The following is a 24,762-nucleotide window of genomic DNA, read 5'->3' on the forward strand; positions in this document are numbered from 1 at the left end:
CGGCAATCCTCCCACAGCGTTCGTCCGTGCGACGTCGGCGCCTACTGGTAGTCGGGGTGCGCTCGCAGCCAGGCCTGGAACTGTTCGACCGCGACCAGGTGCTGGTCGTAGGTGTCCGAGAAGACCGTCTTGCCCGACTCCAGGTCGACCGTCACGAAGTACAGCCATTTGCCCGCGGCCGGAGCCGTGACCGCCTTGATCGCGACGTCACCCGGGTTCGAGATCGGTGCGGGCGGCAGCCCCTCGTGCACGTAGGTGTTGTACTCGTTCGAGGCGTCCGCGCGCTCCTCGTCGGTCGTGGTCACGGTGTGCGTGTTGCCCGTGCCGTACGCGACCGTGGCGTCGGACTGGAGCTTCATGCCCTGGTCGAGCCGGTTCTGGAACACCCGCGCGACCTTCGGGTAGTCGGCCGCGAGCCCGGCTTCCTTCTGCACCAGCGACGCGAAGACGATGGTGCGCTCCTGGTCGGCCTCCTTGACGCCGGCGGCGGCGAGGTGCTCCTTCATCGTGTCGACCATCGACTTGAAGTACTGTTCGGCGGACCAGCCCGGGTTGATCGGGTAGGTCGCGGGGAAGAGCCAGCCCTCGAGCGTCGTGACGCCTGCCGGCAGGTCGTACGCCGACAGGTCCTTCGCGGCCGCGTCGACCTGCTTCTTCGTCAGGCCGGCCTTCGAGACCATGCCGGCCTCGATGTCGGCCAGCGCGGTGCCCTCGGGGATGATGATCGACGCCTGGACCCGGTTGTCCTTGTCCTGCAGGGCGGCCAGCGCGGACTTCGAGCTCATCTGCTTCTTCAGCGCGTACGAACCGGGCTGGAACTGCACGTCCGGCGAGGCGAGCAGGAGCTTGTAGAACACCTTCGAGTCCTTGACGACGCCGCTGCGCTGCAACGTCGCGGCGACGTTCTCGCCGATGTCCCCCTGCTTGATGGTGATGGTCACCTTCGAGGTGCCGTCACCGGTGTAGTCGTCGGGCTCCTGCGCACCGCTGATCGCGCCGATCAGCTGCTGGATCTTCGGGGCGGCGAACGTGTAGGCCCCGACACCCACGGCCAGCACCACCGCGACGATCACGAGCCCGGCGACGAGCGGTCCGCGTCGACGCTTCGGTCGCGGGTCGCGCGGCTGCCTGGAGGAGCGTCCTCTGCCGCCTCGTCCGCCGCGTCCGCCGCCTCCCGCGGCGCCACCGCCGCCGGTCGCGTCGCCGTGGTCCGTCCCGTCGGCACCGGACCCGCCGCCCGCGGCGGTCGCCGCGGACCCGGTCGGCAGTTCGCCGGTCAGGAGTGCTGCGACCTCGGGGTGCAGCTCGTCGGGGCTGGTGGCGATCGGTGCGTCGGCGGGAGACGCCGGGCGTTCGTCGCGTGTGGTCGCCGGAGCATCGTCGGCCGGCTCGGGGGCCTGCGGCTCGTCGGTGGGCTCCGGGGCGGGTGAGCCGGCGACGCGGGCTCGTTCGGCCTCGAGTGCGCGGGCTTCGCGTCGGGACATCGGAGGCGCGGGCGGTGGGGTCACCCGACCAGCGTCGTCGCGGTCATCGGTGCCTGTCGTGCGGTCGGAAGTCGCCTTCCGCCGCTCGGCGTCGTTGCCGGGCGCGATGATCGCGTTCCAGTCCAGATCGTCTGCCAACGTCCTCGGTCTCTCGGTCGGGAACTCCACCTGGGCACCGTCGTCCGCGGACTGACGGCGGGAGCACCCTTGCGCGGTACCGGGCAGCCCTGTCAGGGAAGCGTGGTGCCCGGAGGGGCACCTGCACTGCGCTCGTGGTCGAGCGCGTGTTGCAGAATGATAACAGCGGCTGCTTGGTCGATCACGGCCCGGGACTTCTTCGTGTTCTTGCCGGCCTGGTGCAGCCCGCGCTGGGCGGTCACCGTCGACAGTCGTTCGTCCACCAGGCGCACCGGACGACGCGCTGCGATCCGGGCGGCGAACACGCGGGCGTCCTCGGTCGAGGCGGTGTCCGCGCCCGACATCGACAGGGGCAGACCGACCACGACCTCGACGACGTCGTACTCGTCCGCGAGCTCGAGGATGCGCCGGAGGTCCTTCGAGTCGTCGCGACGGACGGTCTCGACCGGCGTCGCCAGCAGGCCGTCACGGTCGCACACCGCGACCCCGATCCGGGCGCGCCCGACGTCGACGCCGAGCCGCCGCCCGGACCGGATGCCCACGGTCAGCCCGCGAGCCGTGCGGTCACGGCACGGAGCGCCGCGGGGAGCGCGGCCGCGTCGGTCCCGCCGCCCTGCGCCAGGTCCGGCTTGCCACCGCCACCGCCACCGAGCACGCCGGCGGCCTCCTTCGCCAGGGGGCCCGCCTGCACGCCCGCAGCACGAGCGGCGTCGTTGGTCGCGACGATCACGATCGGCTTGCCACCGACGACCGCCCCGAGCACGACGACGGCAGCACCGTCACCGAGCTGGCCCCGCACACCGGTGGCGAGCGAGCGCAGGTCGTCGCCGGACTGCAGTCCGTCGACCGTCTCGGCGACCACGGTGGTGGCACCGACGGTCGTGGCGTTGCGGGCGATGGCGGGCACGCGCTGCTGCAGGTTCGCCGACTCGTACTCGGCGAGCTTCTTCTGGGCGCTCCGCAGGTCCTCCATCAGGTTCTGCACGCGGGCCGGCAGGTCGGCACGGGGTGCCTTGAGCGCGCTGGAGAGCTGCGACACGATCGTGCGCTCGACGGCGAGGTCGCGGAACCCCTCGAGCCCGACCAGCGCTTCGACGCGGCGGTTCGTCGAACCGACGCTCGACTCCCCCACCAGGTTGACCAGTCCGATCTGTGCACTCGAGGCCACGTGGGTGCCACCGCAGAGCTCGCGGGACCACGGGCCGCCGATGTCGACCATGCGGACCTCGGCGCCGTACTTCTCACCGAACAGGGCCTGCGCGCCGAGGGCCTTCGCCTCGTCGATGGGCAGGATGCGCGTGGACACCTCGAGGTCGGTGCGGATCGCGGTGTTCACGACCTCCTCGATCTCGGAGCGGGTCTCGAGCGACACGGGCTGCGACCACGAGAAGTCGAGGCGCATGTAGCCGGACTTGTTGTACGAACCGGCCTGCAGCGCCTCCGGCCCCAGGATGTCGCGGAGCGCCGCGTTCACCAGGTGCGTCGCGGAGTGTGCCTGGGTCGCGCCACGGCGGTACTCGGCATCGACGACGGTGCTCGCGGCGTCGCCGACCCCGACCTCGCCGGAGCGGACCTGCACGGTGTGGCTCCAGAGCCCGGAGACCGGTCGCTGGACGTCGAGGACCTCGAGGTCGAACCCGTTGCCGACGATCGAGCCCTGGTCGGCGTCCTGGCCGCCGGACTCGGCGTACAGCGAGGTCTCGCCGAGGATGACCTCGGCGATGTCGCCCACCACCGCGCGGTCGACGCTGACGCCGTCCACGATGATGCCGAGCACGCGCGTCTCGGTCTCGAGTGCGTCGTAGCCCAAGAAGGTCGTCTCGCCCTTCGCCCGGAACGCGCTGTAGACGCTCAGGTCGGCGATCGCGGTCTTCTTGCTCTTCGCGTCGGCCTTCGCCCGGGCGCGCTGCTCGGACATCAGGGTCTCGAAGGCCGTGCGGTCGACGTGCACGCCGGCTTCCTCGGCCATCTCCATCGTCAGGTCGATGGGGAACCCGAAGGTGTCGTGCAGCAGGAACGCCGTGTCGCCGCCGATCGACGGGGCACCGTCCTGCTTCGCGCGCTCGACCGCGACGTCGAGGATGGTCGTGCCCTGCGCCAGGGTGCGGAGGAAGGTCTCCTCTTCCGCGTAGGCGATGCGGGAGATCCGGTCGTAGTCGGACGCCACATCGGGGTAGGCGTCGCGCATCGCGTCGCGGGACGCCGGGAAGAGCTCGGGGAATGTGGCGGCCTCGACGCCGAGCAGGCGCATGGCGCGCACGGTCCGGCGGAGCAGGCGACGGAGGATGTACCCGCGGCCCTCGTTCGACGGGCTCACGCCGTCGGCGATGAGCATCAGCGAGGAACGGACGTGGTCGGCGATGACGCGCATGCGCACGTCGTCCTCGTGCACGGCACCGTAGCGACGGCCGGAGATCTCGGCCGCGCGGTCGAGCACCGGGCGCACCTGGTCGATCTCGTACATGTTGTCGACGCCCTGCTTGATGAAGGCGACGCGCTCGAGCCCCATGCCGGTGTCGATGTTCTTGTTCGGCAGTTCGCCCGTGGTCTCGAAGTCGTACTTCGACCGCACGTCGGCGATCTGGTACTGCATGAAGACGAGGTTCCAGATCTCGACGTAGCGGTCGTCGTCGGTGGCCGGGCCGCCGTCGATGCCGTGGTCGGGGCCGCGGTCGAAGAAGATCTCGGAGCAGGGACCCGCGGGTCCGGGCTGCCCGGTCGACCAGTAGTTCGTGTCCTTGCCCAGACGCTGGATCCGCTCGTCGGGCAGCGACGAGTGCTGCTTCCAGAAGGCGATCGCCTCGTCGTCCTCTTCGTAGACGGTGACCCAGAGGTCGTCGGGCGAGAAGCCGAGCCCCCCGTCGGTCTCCGACTTGGTGAGGAACTCCCAGGCGAACTGGATCGCCTGCTCCTTGAAGTAGTCGCCGAACGAGAAGTTCCCGTTCATCTGGAAGAACGTGCCGTGGCGAGGGGTCTTGCCGACCTCTTCGATGTCGTTCGTCCGGATGCACTTCTGCACGCTCGTCGCCCGCGGGAACGGCGCCGGGATGAGCCCGGTCAGGTACGGGATGAACGGCACCATGCCGGCGACCGTGAAGAGGAGCGACGGGTCGTCGGAGACGAGGGATGCGGACGGGACGACGGTGTGGCCGCGGTCACCGAAGTACTGGAGCCAACGGCGGCGGATCTCTGCGGTCTGCATGGTGCTTCCTGGGTTCAGGTCGTGGGTGGAGGAGAGTCGTGACAGCTCGAAGCGGAGCGCTCAGACGTCCGTGCGGAGCTCGGCGTCGCGCGATCGGTAGCCGTCCGCGACGGCACCCGTGAAGGCCTTCGTCTTGGCGTTCACCTCGGCGAAGAGCCGGGCGCCACCGGAGGTCTGGGCGATCCGGTGTGCGACGGCGAAGCCGATGACGATGCCGACGGCGACGAAGAACAGCTGCTTCACGGTGCCTCTCCCTCTGTGCACCCGGGCGGTGCATGCCCGGACAAGCTTAGCCGCCGGTGCCGGAACGCCGAACGGCGGGTCGCCCTCGAGAGGACGACCCGCCGTTCGGGTGTGTTCAGTGGATCAGCGAGCTGCGTAGTACTCGACGACGAGCTGCACTTCACAGGTCACGGGGACCTCGGCGCGCTTCGGGCGACGCACGAGGCGGGCCTGGAGCTTCTCGATCTCGACCTCGAGGTAGCCCGGGACCTTCGGGAGGACTTCCTGGTGGCCACCGGCAGCGGCGACCTGGAAGGGCTCCATCGACTCGGACTTCGCCTTGACGTGGATCAGCTGGCCCTCCTTGACGCGGAAGGAGGGGCGGTCGACGAGCTTGCCGTCGACGAGGATGTGACGGTGCACGATCAGCTGACGGGCCTGCGCGGTGGTGCGGGCGAACCCGGCACGGACCACGAGGGCGTCGAGGCGCTGCTCGAGGAGCTCGACCAGGTTCTCACCGGTCAGGCCCTTCGTCTTGCGGGCCTCTTCGAAGACGATGCGGAGCTGCTTCTCGCGGATGCCGTACTGGGCGCGCAGACGCTGCTTCTCACGGAGGCGGACGGCGTAGTCGCTGTCCGCACGACGGCGCGTACGGCCGTGCTCACCGGGCCCGTAGGGGCGCTTCTCGAGGTAACGGGCCGCCTTCGGCGTCAGCGGGATGCCGAGCGCGCGCGACAGGCGGGTCTTGCTGCGGGTACGTGACTTGGTAGACACAGGGTCCTTTTCTCTGTTCGAACTGAATACTCGCCGGGCACTCCAACAGCACGCTCAGTGGTGCAGCACGTGCTCGGTCCCGACGACGGGATCCAGAGGGATGAGCCTGTGGGATCGGACGGCTACAGTCCGAACCTCTGCCCCCGTACCACCGGAGTGGCACTCTGTCCTCGACGCAGCCGTGCTCGAGGACCAGGACGTAGGCCCGGCAATGCTAGCAGCATCCAGCCCGGCGCAGAAGCACCGACACTAGTGACCGCGTGTGATCTTCCGGAGTCGTTCGAGCCGCGGCCCGACCTCTCGCTCGTACCCGTTGGCCGTCGGGGTGTAGTACTCGGTGCCCTCGAGGGCGTCCGGCAGGTACTGCTGCTCGGCGACCCCGTGCTCGGCGTCGTGCGAGTAGACGTACCCCTTGCCGTGCCCGAGTCGCTTCGCCCCGGCGTAGTGCGCGTCGCGCAGGTGCATCGGCACCGTGCCCATCCGCCCCGCCTTGACGTCGGACATCGCCTGGTTCACCCCGTTGTAGGCGGCGTTCGACTTCGGTGCCGTCGCCAGGTAGACGACCGCCTCGGCCAGGGGGATGCGACCCTCGGGCATGCCGATGAGCTGGACGGCCTGCGCCGCGGCGACCGCGATGGACAGCGCCTGCGGGTCGGCCATGCCGATGTCCTCGGACGCGGAGATGATGATCCGCCGCGCGATGAACCGGGAGTCCTCGCCGGCCTCGATCATGCGGGCGAGGTAGTGCAAGGCTGCGTCGACGTCGCTCCCCCGTACCGACTTGATGAACGCGCTGATGACGTCGTAGTGCTCGTCGCCCTGTCGGTCGTAGCGGAGCAGGGCCCGGTCGACGGCGGCGGCGACGGTGTCGGCGTCGACGACGGGCACGGTGTCGTCGTCGTCGTCCTGCGCCGCGGTGGCCGATGCCGCCGCGGCCTCGAGCGCGGTGAGGGCGCGTCGGGCGTCACCGGAGGCGAGCCGGATGATCGAACTGCGGGCTTCGTCGCCCAGGACGACGGCGCCGCCGAGGCCCCGGGGGTCCTCGACCGCACGGTCGACGAGCATGCCGAGGTCGGGATCGGTGAGTGGTTTGAGCGTCAGGAGCAGCGAGCGGGAGAGCAGCGGCGAGATGACCGAGAACGACGGGTTCTCGGTGGTGGCTGCGATCAGGATCACCCACCCGTTCTCGACGCCGGGCAGCAGGGCGTCCTGCTGGGCCTTGCTGAAGCGGTGGATCTCGTCGAGGAACAGCACCGTGGTCGACCCGTACAGGTCGCGGTGGGTCAGTGCCTTCTCCATGACCTCGCGAACGTCCTTCACGCCGGCGGTCACGGCGGAGAGCTCGACGAACTCGCGGCCGGACTGGCGTGCGATGGCCTGCGCCAGCGTGGTCTTCCCGGTGCCGGGCGGACCCCAGAGGATCACGGAGACCCCGCCGGGGTTGTCACGCGTGCCGGTGGCGAGCTGCACGAGGGGTGAGCCCCGCCCGAGCAGGTGCTGCTGGCCGGCGACCTCGTCGAGGCTGGTCGGTCGCATCCGGACGGCGAGCGGGACGGAACCCTGCGCGAGACCGGCGCGACCACCCGTGGTGGGCGCGTGCATGCCCGAACGATCCGCTGCCATCCTGCAATCGTAAGCCGCACCACCGACGCACGCCGCGCCTCCGAGCCGGTGGTGGTGACCGTTCGGCTACGCTCGTTGCACACTGCGACGAGAGGGCAGACCAGCACCGTGGCACCGAAGAACCCAGCGCGTGACAACCGTGAGGCGCGCGAGCGGCTCCGCCTCTACCAAGCCCGTCAGGGCCTGCACGAGCGGCAGCGCAGCCGCCGTGTGCGCGACAACCTGATCGGTGCAGGCGCCCTCGTCCTCGTCGCGGCCCTCGCCACCGGGTCGCAGCTCGCCTTCGCCGGGTCGCGGGGGTCGGACGCCCCGACACCGAGCACCTCCGCGTCGTCCACGGCGACGCCGTCGGCCAGTGCGACGGCCGGCAACACCGGCGACGTGCCGAGCAAGTCCATCGCGAAGGGCGCGACCTGGACGGGCACGCTCACGCTGAACAAGAGCATCGACCTCGGCATCGAGCTCGACGGGGCGAAGGCACCGCAGGCCGCGAGTGCCGAGATCTCGTTGATCCGCGACCAGTTCTACAACGGCACCACGTGCCACCGACTCGCCGACAGCGCCGGTCTGAAGTTCCTGCAGTGCGGATCCGCGAACGGCGACGGTACCGGCGACGCGGGCTTCGAGTACGGCCCGCTCGAGAACGTGCCGAAGGACGGCGTCTACGAGAAGGGCACGATCGCGATCGCTCGGTCGGACTCCCCCTACTCGCAGTCGACGCAGTTCTTCATCGTCTACGGGGACACCACGCTCGACGGCTCCACAGGCGGCTACACGGTCGTCGGGAAGGTCACGAGCGGCCTGTCCGAGCTCGAGTCGGAGATCGCTGCGAAGGGCATCGCATCCCCCGGCAGCGACGGCACCGGCGAGCCGAAGGTGGCGACGAAGATCACCGACGCGACCATCGCGGAGGAGAAGTAGTCCACAACCCGTCGCACCGGTCGGGCGGCGGAGCCCGTCCGTGCAATAGGCTGACGACCTGACCGTGCCGACGGTGACGTCGGCGATGCACGACCACGATCGAGGCGAGACCTGTGGGATCTGACGAAGCAACGACCTGGGGGCGGGTCGACGAGAACGGGACCGTGTACGTCCGGTACGAAGAGACCGAACGTGCTGTCGGTGAGTACCCGGACGCCACCCCCGAAGAAGCACTCGCCTACTTCGCGCGGAAGTACGCCGACCTCGAGGGGCAGGTGAAGATCGCCGAGCAGCGCGTCCAGCGCGGCGCGTCGGCGAACGACGTCGCGCGGACGGTCGAGCACCTGACGGCCCTGGTGGCCGATGCACGGGTGGTGGGCGACATCAAGTCGCTCGAAACCCGCGTGGGTGTCCTGGCCGAGCAGCTCGGCTCGCTCACCAAGGAGCAGGCAGAGCAGGCGCAGCAGGCCCTGCAGGACGCGCTGGCGCACCGCACCGCCCTGGTGGAGGAAGCCGAGGCACTCGCCGCGGTCGACCCGGCGCGCGCGCAGTGGAAGCAGATCACGGCGCAGCTCGACGACGTGTTCGCACGCTGGCAGCAGCACCAGCACGACGGGCCCCGGATCCCCAAGAACGAGGCGAACGACCTCTGGAAGCGGTTCCGCGCAGCGCGGTCCACCGTCGACCAGCACCGTCGTGCCTTCTACTCCGAACTGGACGCACAGCACCGTGACGCCCGGACCCGCAAGCAGGAGCTCGTGGCGCAGGCCGAGGCCCTCGCACCCCGCGGTTCCGACGCGATCCCGGACTACCGTCAGCTCCTCGACGACTGGAAGAACGCCGGGCGTGCGGGCAAGCGGCACGACGACGCACTCTGGGCCCGCTTCAAGGCCGCCGGTGACGTGCTGTTCGAGCAGCGCCACGCCGAGAGCGCGGCCGAGAACGAAGAGTTCTCCGCCAACCTCGAAGCGAAGCAGGCCCTGCTGACCGAGGCCGAGCCGCTCCTGCAGGCGACCGACCGGGTCGCCGCGCGCAAGACCCTGACCGGGATCCAGCGCCGGTGGGACGAGATCGGCAAGGTCCCCCGCGCCGATGTCCGTCGTGTCGAGGACCGCCTGCGCGCGATCGAGGACCACGTCCGTGGGCTCGAGGACGCGCACTGGAAGGAATCGAACCCGGAGCGCAAGGCCCGTCAGAACGGTCTCGCGAGCCAGCTCGAGGACGCCATCGACAAGCTCCAGTCCGAGCTCGCCGCGGCCCAGGCCACCGGTGACGCCCGGAAGATCAAGGACGCGCAGGAAGCCCTCGACGCCCGCAAGATCTGGCTCGACGCCCTGGGCGGCTGAGCCGCAGCACCACCCACGACGCCCCCGCGACCGGAACGGTCACGGGGGCGTCGTCGTGCGGGCCGAGCACAGCGTGCGGGCCGAGCACAGCGTGCAGGCCGGATCAGCGTGCAGGCCGGATCAGCGTGATCGCGGGGACGGCGGACACGCGGCTCAGACCGGCGCGGGCAGCCCGAGGAGCAGTCGGATGTCCAGGTCGTCCTGGCGCATCTGCGCGGCGAGCTCGTCCATCGACGAGAACTTCACCATGCCGCGAACGTACGACACGAAGAGCACCGAGATCCGGTCGCCGTACAGGTCGATGTCGACGTCGAGCAGGTGTGCCTCGATCTGCTTGGCCGGCACGCCCTCGAACGTCGGGTTGTTGCCGACCGACACCGCAGCCGGGTAGACCGTGCCGTCGTGGAGCACCCGCGCAGCGTAGACACCGTCGGCGGGGACGAACCCCTCGCACGCCGGATCGAGGTTCGCGGTGGGGTACCCCATCGCGCGGCCGCGCTGGTTGCCGTGCACCACGACGCTGCGGACGGCGTGTTCACGCCCCAGGAGCCGTGCGGCCTCGGCGACGCGGCCCTGGCCGAGCAGCTCACGGATCCAGGTGGAGGACACCCGGCGCTCGTCGTCGGGTCGGACGTCGTCGATCAGGTCCACGTCGTCGATGAGCTCGACCGTGAACCCGTGCTGCTCCCCCAGGACACGCAGCAGGGAGACGTCACCGGCGCCCTTCGCGCCGAAGCGGAAGTCACTGCCGACGAACACCAGGCGGGCGTGCAGGGTGTCGACGAGGATCTCGGACACGAACGCCTCGGGCGACTTCGACTGGAGTTCCTGGTCGAAGCGGAGCAGCAGGGTCGCGTCGACCCCGGCGTCCTCGAGCAGCTCGCGGCGTTGCGCGGTGCTCGTCAGGGCCGGCGGGACGTGCGGTGGGTCGATCACGTTGAGCGGGTGCCGGTCGAACGTGACCACGGTCGCCACGAGGTCGTGCTCGCGCGCAGCACGCTCCAGGTGCGCGATGACGGCTCGGTGCCCGACGTGCACACCGTCGAACTTGCCGATGGTGACCGCACTCGGCCCGAACCCGTCCGCCACGTCGGCGGTGTCCTCGTAGAACTGCACGGCGGCCCCTACTCGCTCGCCAGGGCAGTGGACGAGGACGCAACCGGTGTCGGCTCGGCGACCGCGGTGCGGTGGTGCTTGCGGAGCCACCAGAGCCCGGCGATCGGGAGCACGAGCGGCGCGAAGGCGTAGCCCATGCCGTAGTACGACCAGATGGTGTCGTCGGGGAACAGCTGACGGTCGAACAGCGACAGGGTGCCGATGACGAGCACCCCGGTCATCTCGAACGCGATCGTGACGCAGGCGACCCGGTACCAGAACCGACCGGGCACGATGAGGGCGATCATCGCGACGATGTACACCACCGCGGCGACGGCGCTGAGCGTGTACGCGAACGGTGCGAACGAGAACTTCTCGATGATCTGCACGACGCTGCGTCCGGTCGCCGCCAGCGCGAGGATGCCGTACACGGCGATGAGGACGCGGCCGATGCCGGTCGCGAGTGAGGATCTGGTCGCCATTGCACCGATTCTACCGACGCGCGGCTGCGCGCATGACCTGCGACGTCAGTTCAACGCGAACCAGATCTGGTACATCCGGTAGACCATCACCGCGACGGTGAAGGCCCCGGCGCCGAGCACCACGGTGCTCCACTTCGTCCGGTCGATCAGCGCCCACACGACCGCGGCCGGTGGGACGAGGAGCACCGACACCGCGTACACCCCGAACTCGAGTGCGTTGCCGTCGGGCGGGCTGCCCGTCGCCGGCAGCACGATCGAGATGACACCCTGCACCAGGAGCAGCAGCTCGATCAGGACGAGGGCGCCGACGGTGTAGTCGTTCGGCTTCCAGCCGACGAACCCCATGACGACCGCGAAGAGCCCCACCACGACCGCGAGCACCAGTTGCACCCACATGAACCACTCGATCACGCGCGCGCTCCGGTCTGCGAGGAGGACGACGCACCGGGCGCCGGGAAGTTGGTGATGACCCGGAGCAGCCCGCGCCGGACGGACACCAGGCCCACGAGCCGGTCGTCGGAGGCGGTGACCGCTGCCACCGGCCCGTCCGAGTCGGGGTGCTCCGCGGCGACGCGCTTGCCGTCGGTGAGGTCCTTCGCCGACGCGGCATCGAGGGTGACGGAGGAGAACAGTCGACGGGCGATGTCCGCAGGACGTGCGAGCGCGGCGCGGACGTCGACGGCATCGTCCTCGAGGTCGATCGCGTCCCGCACGTCGAACGGTCCGACCCGGGTCCGACGGAGCGCGACGAGGTGTGCGCCGGTGCCGAGCGTCGCGCCGACGTCACGGGCGAGCGCACGGACGTAGGTGCCCGAGGAGCAGGTGACGACGACGTCGAGGTCCACCACGGCGACGTCCGTGCCGTCCACGGTGACGGTCCGGTCGTTGCGGTTCGTGACGTCGAACTGCGAGACGGTCACCGTGCGGGACTTGAGTTCGACCGCCTCACCCTTCCGCGCCAGGTCGTAGGCGCGGCGCCCGTCGACCTTGATCGCGCTGACGGTGGACGGGACCTGGTCGATCACGCCGCGCTGTTCGGCGACGGCGGCCCCGACGGCGGCCTCCGAGACGTCGGCAGCGGTCACACCGGGAGCCGTGGTGGGCGTGCCGTCGGCGTCGTCGGAGTCCGTCGACACACCGAGCCGGATGGTCGCCGTGTACGTCTTGTCGAGCCCCACCAGGTGCGTGAGCAACCGGGTCGACGGCCCGATGCCGAGCAGGAGCAGCCCGGTGGCCATGGGGTCGAGGGTGCCCGCGTGGCCGACCTTCTTCAGGCCGAGTCGCCGGCGGGCGATGGAGACCACCCGGTGGCTGGAGATCCCCTGCGGTTTGTCGACGAGGAGGATGCCGTCCGGCGCGGTTTCGAGCACCAGGAGAGATTACCAGCGCCGGTCAGCAGGCGTCGTTCCACTCACGGCGGGGGTGCTCGGGATCGGTGACGTCGAGCACCGCGGAGGCCGCGATCTTGACGTCGGCCCGGCGCTCGAGCCGCCCGGCTTCCTGCTCCACCCACAGCGACCAGCGCCACAGGGTGCGGACCCCGGGGGCGAGGAGGCCCCGCCCGTGCACGATCAACACGCCGTCGCCGGCACCGGTCGTGCGGAAGGGCGTGACCAGATCAGCCCGGAGCGTGTCCTGGTCGGCCGACGGCGCAGCGGCCGCCATGGCGGAGACCCCGTGCTGCTCGAACCCGGAGACGAGCGCGGCGGCGACCCGTTCGAGGTCGGTGCCGTCCTGCCCGTCGATGCCGATGACGGTGCGGTTGGTGCCGACCTGCGCGATCGCCTCTGCAGCGATCGCGGCCATCGTGTCGGTCTCTTCGGGTGCCCAGCGTGCCATGCGTCCACCGTAGGCTGTCGTGGTGAACGCGAGTCGGGCCTCCAGACAGAATGTGGACAACCCGACTGCGGGAGCCGGTGTGCAGGAACCGGCCACGCCGGAACGGCCCGACATCGCCACCCCGCTGATCGCGTGGTTCCGGCAGCAGGCGCGGGACCTGCCGTGGCGCCGCCCCGGCTTCCCCGCCTGGGGCACCCTGGTCAGCGAGATCATGCTGCAGCAGACGCAGGTCGCGCGCGTGGTCCCCCGTCTGGAGGCGTGGCTCACCCGGTGGCCGACGCCTCGCGACCTCGCGGACTCGCCTCCGTCCGAGGCGGTGCGCGCCTGGGACCGGCTCGGCTACCCGAGACGCGCGCTCGCGCTGCACGCCGCGGCGACCGCGATCGCGACCGACCACGGCAACGTGGTGCCTCGGGACGTCGACGCCCTGCTCGCGCTGCCGGGCATCGGCGACTACACCGCACGGGCCGTCGCGGTCTTCGCCTACGGCGACCGGCACCCGGTCGTCGACGTCAACGTTCGCCGCGTGCTCGCACGGGCGGTCCTCGGCCAGGGCGAACCCGGGCCGGCGAAGGCGAAGCAGGACCTCCCGCTGATGGAGTCCGTCCTGCCGGTGGACCGTGACGACGCCGCGGCCACGAACGCCGCCGTGATGGAGCTCGGCGCCCTGGTGTGCGTCTCACGCTCCCCCGCGTGCGACGCCTGCCCGATCGCGGACCGCTGCGCCTGGCGTGCTGCCGGCTACCCGGAGCACGACGGACCGCGGGCACCGCGCCAGGCGAAGTTCGCCGGCAGTGATCGGCAGGTCCGCGGGCTGATCATGGCCGAGCTGCGCGCCAGCGACGTGCCGGTCACCCGGTCCGAGATCGAACCGGTGTGGCCGGACGCAGACCAGCGCGACCGGGCGCTCGCGTCGCTGCTGCGTGACGGTCTCGCCGTCGGCGACGACGCGAGCGGCTACCAGCTGCCCGGGGTCTAGGAACGGGCTTCGGCGGCGCCGTCGTCCTCGGAGTCGTCGTCCTCGTCGTCCTCGTCGCGCTTGTACGGGTCGGCGTCGCCAGCGTACGTCGCGCCGACCGAGGCCGCACGGACCTGCTCGTCGCGCACCTGGGCCTGCACGAGCAGGTCCTCCATGTGCGCCGACGTCTCGGGCAGGGCGTCCGCGATGAACTCCAGCGACGGCGTGAGCCGGGCGGTGATGTTCTTGCCGACCTCGGACCGGAGCATGCCGGTCGCGGCCTTGAGCGCCGCTGCGGAGTCTGCGCGCTCCTCGTCGGTGCCGTAGACGGTGTAGAAGATCGACGCGTGCTGCAGGTCACCGGTCACACGGACGTCGGTGATCGTGACGAACCCGAGTCGCGGGTCCCGCAGACCCTTGTCGAGCCGGCGTGCGACGACTTCCTTGATGCGGTCCGCCATCTTGCGTGCGCGCTGCGGATCGGCCATGTGGGTGCCTCCTGAGGCAGTGGCGGGACGCTTCCCGCCGGTGGTCCTGCGTGGGAAAGGGGTCGGGCCCCGGCCTCCCGCGTGGGGAGGCCGGGGCCCAGAGGAGTCACGCGATCAGTCGCGCGGCTTCTCGACGAGTTCGGTCGTCTCGACCTCGTCGCCGATCTGGATGTCGTTGAACTTGCCCAGACCGATACCGGCTTCGAAGTCCGTGCGGACCTCGGTCACGTCGTCCTTGAAGCGACGCAGCGACTCGATGGCCAGGCCATCGGCGACCACGACGCCCTCGCGGATGACGCGCGCCTTGGCGTTGCGCGTGATCGTGCCGGAGCGGACGATGACACCCGCGATGTTGCCGAACTTCGAGGAACGGAACACCTCGCGGATCTCGGCGACGCCCGACTGGACCTCTTCGTACTCGGGCTTGAGCATGCCCTTGAGGGACTGCTCGATGTCGTCGAGTGCGTTGTAGATGACCGAGTAGAAGCGCACATCGATGCCTTCGCGCGCCGCACGTTCACGGGCCTTGACGTCAGGACGGACGTTGAAGCCGATGACGATGGCGTTGTCGATCGTGGCGAGGTCGATGTCCGACTCCGTGATCGCACCGACACCGCGGTGCAGGATGCGGAGCTGGACGCTGTCGTCGACCTCGATGTCCAGGAGCGACTGTTCGAGTGCCTCGACGGCACCGGAGACGTCACCCTTGATGATGAGGTTGAGCGACTCGACCTTGCCCTCTTCGAGCGCACGGGTGAAGTCCTCGAGCGAGATGCGCTTGCGCGACTTCGCCAGCAGGGCGTTGCGCTCGGCCGCTTCACGCTTCTCAGCGATCTGACGGGCCGTGCGGTCTTCTTCCGTGACGAGGAAGGTGTCACCGGCGCGGGGCACCGAGGACAGACCCTGCACCTGGACCGGGCGGCTCGGCGTCGCAGCCTTGACCGCGACCCCGTTCTCGTCCGTCATCGCACGGACACGGCCGTACGCCGTGCCGGCCACGATGGCGTCACCGACGTGGAGCGTGCCGGACTGGATGAGCACCGTGGCGACTGCACCGCGACCCTTGTCGAGTCGGGCTTCGATCGCCACACCACGTGCGTCCTTGTCGGGGTTGGCACGCAGGTCGAGACCGGCGTCCGCGGTGAGCAGCACGGCGTCCAGGAGCTCCTGGATACCGATGTTCTGCCGCGCCGACACGTCGACGAACATGACGTCGCCGCCGTACTCCTCGGCCACCAGGTTGTACTCGGTGAGCTGCTGGCGGACCTTGGCGGGGTTCGCGCCTTCCTTGTCGATCTTGTTGACCGCGACGACGATCGGCACACCGGCCGACTGCGCGTGGTTCAACGCCTCGATGGTCTGGGGCATGATGCCGTCGTCCGCCGCGACCACGAGGATCGCGATGTCCGTCACCTGGGCACCACGAGCACGCATGGCCGTGAAGGCCTCGTGACCCGGGGTGTCGATGAAGGTGATCGGGCGGTCGATGCCCTCGTGCTGGGCGACGATCTGGTACGCACCGATGTGCTGGGTGATGCCGCCGGCCTCGCCCTCGACGACCTTCGAGTTGCGGATCGCGTCGAGGAGGCGGGTCTTGCCGTGGTCGACGTGACCCATGACGGTGACCACCGGCGGCCGCTGCTGCAGCACGTCGTCGTCTTCGTCCTCGAGTTCTGCTTCGAGGTCGATGTCGAAGCCCTCGAGGAGCTCCTTGTCCTCGTCCTCGGGCGAGACGATCTGGATCTTGTAGCCCAGCTCGTCGCCCAGGACCTCGAACGTGGCCTCGTCCAGCGACTCGGTCGCGGTCGCCATCTCACCGAGGTGGAACAGCACCGTCACGAGGTTGCCGGGCATGGCGTCGATCTTGTCCGCGAAGTCCGAGATGCTCGCACCACGACGGAGTCGGACGACCGTGTTGCCGTCGCCACGAGGGACCTGCACACCGCCGAGCGACGGGGCCTGACGCATCTCGTACTCGGCGCGCTTCGTCCGCTTCGACTTGCGGGCACGGCTCTTGCCGCCACCGCGACCGAACGCACCGGCGGTACCACCACCGGGGCCACGACCACGGCCACCGCCACCGGCGGGACGCGGGCCGCTGAAGGCCGGACGCGGGAAGCCGCCACCGGCACCGCCGCCGGCACCCGGACGTGCACCGGGGCCGCCACGGCCACCACCCTGGCCCGGGCGCTGCCCGAAGCCGTTGGGACGGTTGCCCTGACCGGGACCACCCGGACGCGGAGCACCCGGACGGGGCGTGCCCGGACGCGGGGGCTGCGGACGCGGGATGCCACCGCCACCGGCTGCGCCGGCGGCCGGGCGCTGGCCCATGCCCTGGTTGGAGGAGTACGGGTTGTTGCCGGGGCGCGGCGGGCGCGAGCCCATGCCCTGGTTCGACGAGTACGGGTTGTTGCCCGGACGTGCACCCGGCTTGGGGCCACCCGGCTTCGGACCGGCCGCCGCGGGAGCCTTCGGGCTGCTGCCCGGCTTCACCGCGTCGGACTTCGGTGCCTCGTCGGTCGAGTCGCCGGCCTGCGCGGCGGCCTGCTGCTCAGCGGCCTGCTTCTCGGCACGGGCCTTCTGCGCGGCCTCGGCCTCGGCCTGTCGCTGGGCGACGGACTTCGGTGCGGCCGGTGCCGGCACGTCGGCAGCGGGTGCTGCCGGGGCCTCGGGCTCCGGCGCGGGGGCCGGACGAGCCGGACCCGGACGGGGGCCGCCGGGCTTGGGTGCACTCGACTTCGGCGCGCTGGCCTTGGCGGGTGCGCTCGGCGCGGACGCCGAGTCGGCGGGCTTCGACGCGGGGACGCCGTCTGCCTGCAGGGCGGCACGGAGCTTCCGTGCCACGGGGGGCTCGATGCTCGAGCTGGCACCCCGGACGAACTCGCCGAGCTCCTTGAGCTTTTCGAGTGCGGTCTTGCTGTCGACGCCGAGTTCGCTTGCGATCTCGTGTACGCGTGGTTTAGCCACTGTTCTCCTTCACGGGTCCCACCCCGTGAAGGGGCAGGACTCAATGGATGACGGGTCTCACTTCGAGCCGCTCATCAGTTGTCCATAAGCCGTTCAGCCTGTTCTGTCATGTCCGGGCGCTCGGCCGGTTCCTGTGGGAGACCGACGATGTGGTCGAGCACCGCGGACGTGTCGGGATCGCGATCCAACCGGAGCGCACGGCGGAAAGCCCTGCGCTTGACGGCCAGATCGTAGGCATCGACGGTCGGTGTGAGCCATGCTCCCCGGCCCGGCATGACTGCCTTCGGATCCGCCACGACACGGCCATCGCTCAGGGCGACGACTCGGAGGAGGGAGGATCGGGAAGCGCGACGACGACTGCCGATGCACGTTCTGACGGGAACCACTCTACTCCTTGCCTCGGACGTGCGCGATCCGGCGCGCCCTCGAGGGGCACGCCGGGGGCGAAATCGTCCTAGTCCTCGCCGTCCAGGATGGAGTCCGGCTGGATGTCGATGCGTGCACCGGTGAGCTTCGCGGCGAGGCGGGCGTTCTGGCCTTCCTTGCCGATCGCGAGCGACAGCTGGTAGTCCGGCACGAGTGCGCGGACGGCCTTCGTCGAGGCGTCGAGCACGAACGCGCTCGTCACCTTGGCCGGCGACAGGGCGCTCGCGACGAACGACGCCAGGTCGGACGAGTAGTCGACGATGTCGATCTTCTCGGCACCGAGCTCGTTCGTGACGGACCGGACACGTGCGCCGAGCTCGCCGATGCAGGCGCCCTTCGCGTTGACACCGGGCTCGTTGGCCTTGACGGCGATCTTCGTGCGGTGACCGGCCTCACGGGCGAGGGAGGTGATCTCGACGACGCCGGACGCGATCTCCGGGACCTCGAGCGCGAAGAGCTTCCGGACCAGGCCCGGGTGCGTGCGCGAGACGGTGATCTGCGGACCCTTGTTGCCGCGGGCGACACTCGTCACGTAGACGCGGATGCGGGAGCCGTGCGTGTAGGACTCCCCCGGCACCTGCTCCTCGGGCGGCAGGATCGCCTCGATCGTGCCGAGGTCGACGTGCACCATCTTCGGGTTCGGGCCCTGCTGGACCACGCCGGCGACGATGTCGCCTTCCTTGCCGCGGAATTCGCCGAGGATCTTGTCGTCGCCGATGTCGCGCAGGCGCTGGTTGATGACCTGCTTCGCCGCGAAGGCCGCGATGCGCCCGAAGTCGCTCGGCTGGTCGACGGCTTCACCGATGACGGTGCCCTCGTCGTCGAGCTCGGGGACGTAGACGCTGACCTCGCCGGACTTGCGGTCGAGCTCCACACGCGACTGCGCGTGGGCCGGCTCGCCGTTCTCGTCGGCGTGCTTCTGGTAGGCGGTCAGGATGGCAGATTCGATGATCTGGACGAGCTCGTCGAACGGGATCTCCCGCTCGCGCTCCATGAGTCGCAGGACTGCGAGATCGATCTTCACCGAGGTGCCTCCGTATTCAGATGAGTCGCTCCTGCGGGGTGGAACTGCGCAGAAGTCGGCCACAAGCGTACCCCAGAACCAGACGGCGGACGGGAGGCCCGTGGCGGCGTCGCCACGGGCCTCCCGCCCGTCAGGTGGTCACGTCCAGGTCGTGACACGCCGTCGTCTCGCCGAGACGCCGCCAGATGCGCGAGACGCCGCCCGATCGGGCGGCGTCTCGTCGGATCGGCGGTGTCCAGCGGACACGACGGCGTCGTGTCAGATCGCGCGGACCGCGTCGAGCAGTTCGGCCACCGGCACGTCGCGGCGGTCGCCCGTCGCACGGTCCCACAGCTCGACGACGCCGTCGGCGGCGCCGCGACCCGCGACGACGACGACCGGCATGCCGAGCAGCTCGGCGTCACGGAGCTTCACGCCGGGCGACACCTTCGGGCGGTCGTCGTAGAGCACGTCGAACCGTTCGCCCTCGAGCTCGGCGACGACCGAGGACGCCAGCTCGTAGGCGACCTGGTCGCGACCCGTGGCGACGATGTGCACGTCGAACGGTGCGACGTTCTTCGGCCAGACCAGGCCCTTCTCGTCGTTGTGGGACTCGGCCAGGATCGCGAGGATGCGGGTCACGCCGATGCCGTAGGAGCCCATCGTCACCGTGGCGAGCTTGCCGTTCTCGTCCTGCACCTTGAGGCCGAGCGCCTCGGCGTACTTGCGACCGAGCTGGAAGACGTGCCCGATCTCCATGCCGCGGGCGGTCTCGAGGGGGCCGGAGCCGTCCGGGGACGGGTCGCCGGCACGGACGTCGGAGACCTCGACGACACCGTCGGCCACGAAGTCGCGGCCGGCGACGAGGCCGGAGACGTGCACGCCGCGCTCGTTGGCGCCGGTGATCCAGCTCGTGCCGTCGACCACGCGCGGGTCGACGAAGTAGCGGATGCCGGTGGCGCTGTCGGCGCCGAGGACCTGCGGGCCGATGTAGCCCTTCACCAGGCCACGGTGCTTCTTGAAGTCGTCGTCGCCGGCGGCCTCGACCTCGGCCGGGGCGAACGACACCTCGGCACGCTTCAGGTCGACGTCGCGGTCACCGGGCAGGCCGACGACCACGACCTCGCGCGTGCCGTCGAGGTGCGTCAGTGCGAGCACCACGTTCTTCAGCGTGTCGGCCGCGGTCCACGGTGCGCCGTCGCGCGGGGCGACCTGGTTGGCGTGGGCGACGAGGGTGTCGATCGTCGGGGTGTCCGACGCCGGCAGGAGCACGGGTTCGGGCTGGCCCTCGACCGGCAGGGACTCGGGGACCGGGGTGACGTACGCCTCGACGTTGGCCGCGTAACCGCCGGCGCTGCGGACGAAGGTGTCCTCGCCGACGCCGATCGGGTGCAGGAACTCCTCGGACTTGGAGCCGCCCATCGCGCCGGCATCGGCCTTGACGATGACGTAGTCGAGGCCCAGGCGGGCGAAGATCTTCTCGTACGCATCGCGCATGACCTGGTAGCTGCGCTCGAGCCCCTCGTCCGTGAGGTCGAACGAGTACGCGTCCTTCATCGTGAACTCGCGGCCGCGCAGGAGGCCGGCGCGGGGCCGGGCCTCGTCGCGGTACTTGTCCTGGATCTGGAACAGGGTGACCGGCAGGTCCTTGTAGGACGAGTACAGGTCCTTCACCAGGAGCGCGAACATCTCCTCGTGCGTGGGGGCGAGCAGGTAGTCGGACCCCTTGCGGTCCTGCAGGCGGAACATGCCGTCGCCGTACTCGGTCCAGCGGTTCGTCGCCTCGTACGGCTCACGCGGCAGGAGCGCTGGCAGCAGGACCTCCTGCGCACCGGCTGCGACCATCTCGTCGCGGATGATCGCCTCGATCTTGGCGCGCACCCGGAGGCCGAGCGGCAGCCAGGCGAAGATCCCCGGGGACTGGCGACGGACGTACCCGGCGCGGACGAGCAGCTTGTGGCTCGTCACCTCGGCGTCGGAGGGGTCGTCGCGGAGCGTACGGAGGAACAGATGCGAAAGCCGTGTGACCACGGGGCAAGCCTAGTGGCGGCGGGCTGGCGGCGCGGGCTCCCTACGGTGTCCCCGCCGCTGTGCGCGAGGATCGCCGCTCGGCACGGTGCGACGTTCACCGGCTCGTGCGGCACGAGCCGCTCCGTGCGCGCCTGCGGGCTCGCACGGGGCGATCAACCCGGCTGCCGCTCGCGAAGTCCGCACCGTGCCGACGGGACGCACGTCGAGCAGCCGCGCCGGGCCTCCAGGCCGTTCCCCGGTGCGGCAGGCGCGTCGCCGACGTCGCCGGCGTCGCGGAGCAGCGCCGCACGGTGCGGGGTTGATCGGCCGGTGCGGCACCAGCCGCTCCGTGCGCGCCTGCAGGCTCGCACGGGGCGATCAACCCGGCACGGAACCGCGAAGCACGCACCGTGCAGACCGGCGCTGTCGCCAGCGCCGGCGCCGCCCGACGACGGACCGGAGGCCCGGTGCCAGCTGGCACCGGGCCTCCGGTCGGGATGGTGGTCGCGCCTACGGCGCCATGATCACCTGGGGCGTGCCGGTGGCGGCGACGGGACCCATCTCGTCCGCGATGCGGTTCGCCTCGTTGATGAGCGTCTGGACGATCTCGGCTTCGGGCACGGTCTTGACGACCTGGCCCTTGACGAAGATCTGCCCCTTACCGTTGCCGGAGGCGACGCCGAGGTCGGCCTCACGCGCCTCGCCCGGACCGTTCACGACGCAGCCCATGACGGCCACGCGGAGCGGGACGGTCATGCCCTCGAGCCCCTTCGTGACGTCGTTCGCGAGCTGGTAGACGTCGACCTGGGCGCGGCCGCAGCTGGGGCAGGAGACGATCTCGAGCTTGCGCTCCCGCAGGTTGAGCGACTGCAGGATCTGCAGGCCGACCTTGACCTCTTGCGCGGGCGGGGCCGAGAGCGACACGCGGATGGTGTCACCGATGCCCTCGGCCAGCAGGATGCCGAACGCGGTGGCGCTCTTGATGGTGCCCTGGAACTCCGGCCCGGCCTCGGTCACACCGAGGTGCAGCGGCCAGTCACCAGCGGCGGCCAGCTGGCGGTAGGCCTTCACCATGACGATCGGGTCGTTGTGCTTGACCGAGATCTTGAAGTCGTGGAAGTCGTGCTCCTCGAACAGGGAGGCTTCCCACACGGCGGACTCGACGAGCGCCTCGGGGGTGGCCTTGCCGTACTTCTGCAGCAGGCTCGGCTCGAGCGACCCCGCGTTCACACCGATGCGGAGCGAGACGCCGGCGTCCTTGGCAGCCTTGGCGATCGCGCCGACCTGGTCGTCGAACTTGCGGATGTTGCCCGGGTTGACGCGGACCGCCGCGCAGCCGGCGTCGATCGCCTGGAAGACGTACTTCGGCTGGAAGTGGATGTCGGCGATCACGGGGATCTGCGACTTCTTCGCGATGATCGCCAGCGCGTCGGCGTCGTCCTGCGTGGGCACGGCGACCCGGACGATGTCGCAGCCCGACGCCGTGAGCTCGGCGATCTGCTGCAGCGTCGCGTTGATGTTGGTGGTCTGCGTCGTGGTCATCGACTGCACGGACACCGGGGCGTCGCCGCCCACGAGCACCTTGCCGACCTGGATCTGCCGCGACTTGCGACGCGGAGCGAGGGTTTCGGGGGACTTGGGCATACCGAGGTTGACTGCGGGCACGTGAGCACTCTACGCGCTCGGTCTGACCATGCCGGCTCTGGTCCCCGTGGGTCCGTTCAGAGCTCCCTGACCGAGTCCACGACCGTGATGAGCGGGGCGTAGAGCCGCATCACCGCGAGGGCCCGGTCGTGGTCCGCGTCGCTGGCGCCGGCGCAGGCGTCGGCCACGACCGTCACCGTCGCGCCGGCATCCGCCGCCGCCAGCGCGGTCGACAGCACGCAGCAGTCGGTCGACACCCCCGTGAGCACCAGGTGCGGATGGTCGCCGACGACGGCCTGGAGGCCCGTCCCCCACTTGCCGAAGGTCGGTTCCGTGACGACGGGGTCGTTCCGGTCCGCGGCAGCAGACGCGAAGGGCTCGGTGAGCGCGTACAGCGGGTCGGCGTCCGGGAGCAGAGCGAATGGCCATTCGCGGTAGTACGGCACCCACGCACCCTCGGGCTGGACCGGGGCGACGAAGCGGGTGAAGACCGTGCGACCGGTGAACCGGGGCAGGAGCCGTTCGATGCCGGCGCCGGCGTGGTCGAAGCGCGGTGCCGCCCACGGGTTCTCGCCCGTGAAGACCTGCTGCATGTCGATGACGACGAGCCAGGCGTCGTCGGGGACCTCCGCGCTCATCGCAGGTCGTCCGGGGTGCCGAGTGCTTCCGGGGTGCTCAGTGCTTCCTGACGGCGGATCGACCCACGCGCGAACAGCAGCGTGCCGAGGAACCCGACCAGCAGGGCCACGAGGACGCCGAGGTTCGCGTACGCCCAGGCCCCTCCGCGTCCGCCGAGTCCCAACGGGCCGAGCAGGTAGCCCTGCCAGTTCAGCCACGCGGGGACGCCGTACGTGTTCGTGACCAGACCCCAGCCGAGCACCGTGCCGAGCACGACGAGCGCGATCGGCAGCCACCGGACGTCTCCGTAGCGCCCGCGGCGATCGTCGAGCTCCGCCTCGGCGTAGGCGCGACGACGGAGCAGGACATCGGCGACGAAGATGCCGGCCCATGCGGCGATCGGCACCCCGAGGGTCACGAGGAACGCCTGGAACGGCTTCACGAAGCTCTCCGAGAAGAAGGCGATGTACACGGCGCCGGCGACCATGAACGCGCCGTCGACCCCGGCGGCGACCGGCCGCGGGATCTTCACGCCGGCGCTGAGCAGCGCGAGGCCCGACGAGTAGATGTCGAGGACGGCTCCCCCGACGAGCCCGAGGATCGCCACGATCGCGAACGGGATGAGGAACCAGATCGGCAGGATCGTGGTGAGCGCGCCGATCGGGTCGTCCTGGATCGCCGCGTTCAGGTCCGGCGAGGACCCGGCGAGCAGGACGCCGAAGACCACGAGGATCGCCGGCGCCAGTGCGCCGCCGAGGGTCGTCCACCCGACGACACCACCGGTGGACGCGCCCCGCGGCAGGTACCGCGAGTAGTCGGCGGCGGCGTTCACCCAGCCCAGGCCGAACCCGGTCATCACGAGCACGAGCGCCCCGATGACGTTCTGGGTGCTGCCGGACGGCAGGGCACCGAGCGCCGCGAAGTCGATCGTCGGCGCAGCCAGCACGATGTAGACGACCGTCAACACGGCGGTGACGACGGTGATCACGGTCTGCAGGCGCATGATCACGTCGAACCCGGCGACCCCGGCGCCGACCACGAGCGCTGCGACGACGATCAGCGCGACGACCTTCGTCAGCACCCCGCCGTCCCAACCGAGCTCGGTGAAGACCGTCGAGGTCGCCAGGACCGCCAGCGCGGCGAGCGAGGTCTCCCACCCGACGGTGAGGACCCAGCTGAGGAACGAGGGCACCCGGTTGCCGCGGACCCCGAACGCCGCTCGGCTCAGCACCATGGTCGGCGCCGAACCGCGCTTGCCGGCGATCGCGACGATGCCGCACAGCAGGAACGAGAACACCACCCCGATGACCGAGACGATCGTCGCCTGGGCCAGCGAGATACCGAACCCGATGACGAACGACCCGTACGCGATGCCGAGGACGGAGATGTTCGCCGCGAACCACGGCCAGAACAGCCCCCTCGGGGAGCCCTTCCGATCCGACTCGGCGATGACGTCGAGCCCCTGTCGTTCGACGGCGCGAACCTCGGGAGGGTTCGTGGCGGCTGTGCTCATGCGCTGAGC

At 70.4% G+C, this 24,762-nt stretch carries 22 protein-coding genes; 3 read left to right on the forward strand and 19 right to left on the reverse strand.

From position 1 onward, the window contains the following. Positions 1 to 41: 41 nt before the first annotated feature. The 6 genes from mltG to ASF75_RS03510 form a co-directional block, all read right to left on the reverse strand. Positions 42 to 1,622, reverse strand: coding sequence for an endolytic transglycosylase MltG (gene mltG / locus ASF75_RS17555; RefSeq protein ID WP_156463757.1), 1,581 nt, complete (start codon positions 1,620 to 1,622; stop codon positions 42 to 44). A 92-nt stretch (positions 1,623 to 1,714) separates the two neighbouring features. Continuing rightward, positions 1,715 to 2,158 (reverse strand): Holliday junction resolvase RuvX, encoded by a 444-nt coding sequence (gene ruvX / locus ASF75_RS03490; protein ID WP_031259739.1) that lies wholly within the window; start codon positions 2,156 to 2,158, stop codon positions 1,715 to 1,717. Between the two features lie 8 nt (positions 2,159 to 2,166). Next, positions 2,167 to 4,824 (reverse strand): alanine--tRNA ligase, encoded by a 2,658-nt coding sequence (gene alaS, locus ASF75_RS03495; protein ID WP_056068794.1) that lies wholly within the window; start codon positions 4,822 to 4,824, stop codon positions 2,167 to 2,169. A gap of 60 nt (positions 4,825 to 4,884) precedes the next feature. Then, a complete protein-coding gene (locus tag ASF75_RS03500) occupies positions 4,885 to 5,067 on the reverse strand; it encodes a hypothetical protein (protein ID WP_056068796.1) in 183 nt (60 codons plus the stop codon). 123 nt (positions 5,068 to 5,190) lie between these two features. Further along, positions 5,191 to 5,820, reverse strand: a complete 630-nt coding sequence (gene rpsD / locus ASF75_RS03505) for a 30S ribosomal protein S4 (protein WP_017887166.1) — start codon at positions 5,818 to 5,820, stop codon at positions 5,191 to 5,193. A gap of 249 nt (positions 5,821 to 6,069) precedes the next feature. Continuing rightward, positions 6,070 to 7,422, reverse strand: a complete 1,353-nt coding sequence (locus ASF75_RS03510; RefSeq protein WP_082509432.1) for a replication-associated recombination protein A — start codon at positions 7,420 to 7,422, stop codon at positions 6,070 to 6,072. Between the two features lie 129 nt (positions 7,423 to 7,551). On the opposite strand from ASF75_RS03510, the gene ASF75_RS03515 reads away from it, so the two are divergent. Both ASF75_RS03515 and ASF75_RS03520 read left to right on the forward strand, forming a co-directional pair. Then, complete coding sequence (locus ASF75_RS03515; protein ID WP_056068799.1) at positions 7,552 to 8,364, forward strand: peptidylprolyl isomerase; 813 nt, start codon at positions 7,552 to 7,554, stop codon at positions 8,362 to 8,364. Between the two features lie 113 nt (positions 8,365 to 8,477). After that, on the forward strand, positions 8,478 to 9,710 hold the full coding sequence (locus ASF75_RS03520; RefSeq protein WP_156463758.1) for a DUF349 domain-containing protein: 1,233 nt from the start codon (positions 8,478 to 8,480) through the stop codon (positions 9,708 to 9,710). Between the two features lie 153 nt (positions 9,711 to 9,863). Here ASF75_RS03520 and ASF75_RS03525 read toward each other — a convergent pair whose 3' ends face one another. Genes ASF75_RS03525 through ASF75_RS03545 form a run of 5 tightly spaced genes read right to left on the reverse strand, consistent with a single transcriptional unit; the run spans position 9,864 to position 13,126 of the window. Continuing rightward, positions 9,864 to 10,826, reverse strand: a complete 963-nt coding sequence (locus ASF75_RS03525) for a bifunctional riboflavin kinase/FAD synthetase (protein ID WP_017887162.1) — start codon at positions 10,824 to 10,826, stop codon at positions 9,864 to 9,866. Positions 10,827 to 10,834: 8 nt separating this feature from the next. Beyond that, the gene (locus ASF75_RS03530) at positions 10,835 to 11,287 is read right to left on the reverse strand and encodes a hypothetical protein (RefSeq protein WP_056068800.1); all 453 of its coding nucleotides are present in this window, start codon (positions 11,285 to 11,287) and stop codon (positions 10,835 to 10,837) included. A 45-nt stretch (positions 11,288 to 11,332) separates the two neighbouring features. Further along, positions 11,333 to 11,698: a hypothetical protein gene (locus tag ASF75_RS03535; RefSeq protein WP_056068802.1), complete on the reverse strand. Its 366-nt coding sequence runs from the start codon at positions 11,696 to 11,698 to the stop codon at positions 11,333 to 11,335. Continuing rightward, complete coding sequence (gene truB / locus ASF75_RS03540) at positions 11,695 to 12,657, reverse strand: tRNA pseudouridine(55) synthase TruB (RefSeq protein WP_056068804.1); 963 nt, start codon at positions 12,655 to 12,657, stop codon at positions 11,695 to 11,697. Before truB ends, ASF75_RS03535 begins: the two co-directional genes overlap by 4 nt. 22 nt (positions 12,658 to 12,679) lie before the next feature. Further along, entirely contained in the window at positions 12,680 to 13,126 is a 447-nt protein-coding gene (locus ASF75_RS03545) for a hypothetical protein (RefSeq protein WP_052481889.1), read from the reverse strand. 52 nt (positions 13,127 to 13,178) lie between these two features. Between ASF75_RS03545 and ASF75_RS03550 the strand changes: the two genes are divergently transcribed. Continuing rightward, positions 13,179 to 14,105 (forward strand): A/G-specific adenine glycosylase, encoded by a 927-nt coding sequence (locus ASF75_RS03550; protein WP_414835784.1) that lies wholly within the window; start codon positions 13,179 to 13,181, stop codon positions 14,103 to 14,105. Here ASF75_RS03550 and rbfA read toward each other — a convergent pair. The 8 genes from rbfA to ASF75_RS03585 form a co-directional block, all read right to left on the reverse strand. Continuing rightward, positions 14,102 to 14,572 carry a 30S ribosome-binding factor RbfA gene (gene rbfA, locus ASF75_RS03555; protein ID WP_042540197.1) on the reverse strand — a complete coding sequence of 157 codons (471 nt, stop codon included), beginning with the start codon at positions 14,570 to 14,572 and terminating at the stop codon, positions 14,102 to 14,104. The two genes, ASF75_RS03550 and rbfA, sit on opposite strands and share 4 nt — an antisense overlap. Before the next feature lie 114 nt (positions 14,573 to 14,686). Further along, positions 14,687 to 17,539 (reverse strand): translation initiation factor IF-2, encoded by a 2,853-nt coding sequence (infB, locus tag ASF75_RS03560; protein ID WP_042540195.1) that lies wholly within the window; start codon positions 17,537 to 17,539, stop codon positions 14,687 to 14,689. Positions 17,540 to 17,613: 74 nt separating this feature from the next. Beyond that, a complete protein-coding gene (locus ASF75_RS17240; RefSeq protein WP_031259737.1) occupies positions 17,614 to 17,925 on the reverse strand; it encodes a YlxR family protein in 312 nt (103 codons plus the stop codon). A 68-nt stretch (positions 17,926 to 17,993) separates the two neighbouring features. After that, on the reverse strand, positions 17,994 to 18,989 hold the full coding sequence (gene nusA, locus ASF75_RS03565) for a transcription termination factor NusA (RefSeq protein WP_031259736.1): 996 nt from the start codon (positions 18,987 to 18,989) through the stop codon (positions 17,994 to 17,996). 258 nt (positions 18,990 to 19,247) lie between these two features. Next, positions 19,248 to 20,999: a proline--tRNA ligase gene (locus ASF75_RS03570; protein ID WP_056068808.1), complete on the reverse strand. Its 1,752-nt coding sequence runs from the start codon at positions 20,997 to 20,999 to the stop codon at positions 19,248 to 19,250. 489 nt (positions 21,000 to 21,488) lie between these two features. Continuing rightward, on the reverse strand, positions 21,489 to 22,643 hold the full coding sequence (gene ispG / locus ASF75_RS03575) for a flavodoxin-dependent (E)-4-hydroxy-3-methylbut-2-enyl-diphosphate synthase (RefSeq protein ID WP_200942668.1): 1,155 nt from the start codon (positions 22,641 to 22,643) through the stop codon (positions 21,489 to 21,491). 56 nt (positions 22,644 to 22,699) lie between these two features. After that, positions 22,700 to 23,260, reverse strand: coding sequence for a cysteine hydrolase family protein (locus ASF75_RS03580; protein ID WP_017885726.1), 561 nt, complete (start codon positions 23,258 to 23,260; stop codon positions 22,700 to 22,702). Then, positions 23,257 to 24,753 carry a purine-cytosine permease family protein gene (locus ASF75_RS03585; RefSeq protein WP_056068812.1) on the reverse strand — a complete coding sequence of 499 codons (1,497 nt, stop codon included), beginning with the start codon at positions 24,751 to 24,753 and terminating at the stop codon, positions 23,257 to 23,259. The genes ASF75_RS03580 and ASF75_RS03585 overlap by 4 nt, the downstream gene beginning before the upstream one ends. Positions 24,754 to 24,762: the final 9 nt, after the last annotated feature.

It is taken from the genome of Curtobacterium sp. Leaf154 (genome assembly GCF_001424595.1).
Taxonomy (GTDB): Bacteria; Actinomycetota; Actinomycetes; order Actinomycetales; family Microbacteriaceae; genus Curtobacterium; species Curtobacterium poinsettiae.

What these genes read in the sequence shown, in the direction of transcription:
- ASF75_RS03530 (WP_056068800.1), bottom strand. Translation starts at nt 11,287, where the DNA reads ATGGCGACCAGATCCTCACTCGCGACCGGCATCGGCCGCGTCCTCATC.
- alaS (WP_056068794.1), bottom strand. Translation starts at nt 4,824, where the DNA reads ATGCAGACCGCAGAGATCCGCCGCCGTTGGCTCCAGTACTTCGGTGAC.
- ASF75_RS03510 (WP_082509432.1), bottom strand. Translation starts at nt 7,422, where the DNA reads ATGCACGCGCCCACCACGGGTGGTCGCGCCGGTCTCGCGCAGGGTTCC.
- ASF75_RS03585 (WP_056068812.1), bottom strand. Translation starts at nt 24,753, where the DNA reads ATGAGCACAGCCGCCACGAACCCTCCCGAGGTTCGCGCCGTCGAACGA.
- rbfA (WP_042540197.1), bottom strand. Translation starts at nt 14,572, where the DNA reads ATGGCCGATCCGCAGCGCGCACGCAAGATGGCGGACCGCATCAAGGAA.
- ASF75_RS03580 (WP_017885726.1), bottom strand. Translation starts at nt 23,260, where the DNA reads ATGAGCGCGGAGGTCCCCGACGACGCCTGGCTCGTCGTCATCGACATG.
- ASF75_RS03545 (WP_052481889.1), bottom strand. Translation starts at nt 13,126, where the DNA reads ATGGCACGCTGGGCACCCGAAGAGACCGACACGATGGCCGCGATCGCT.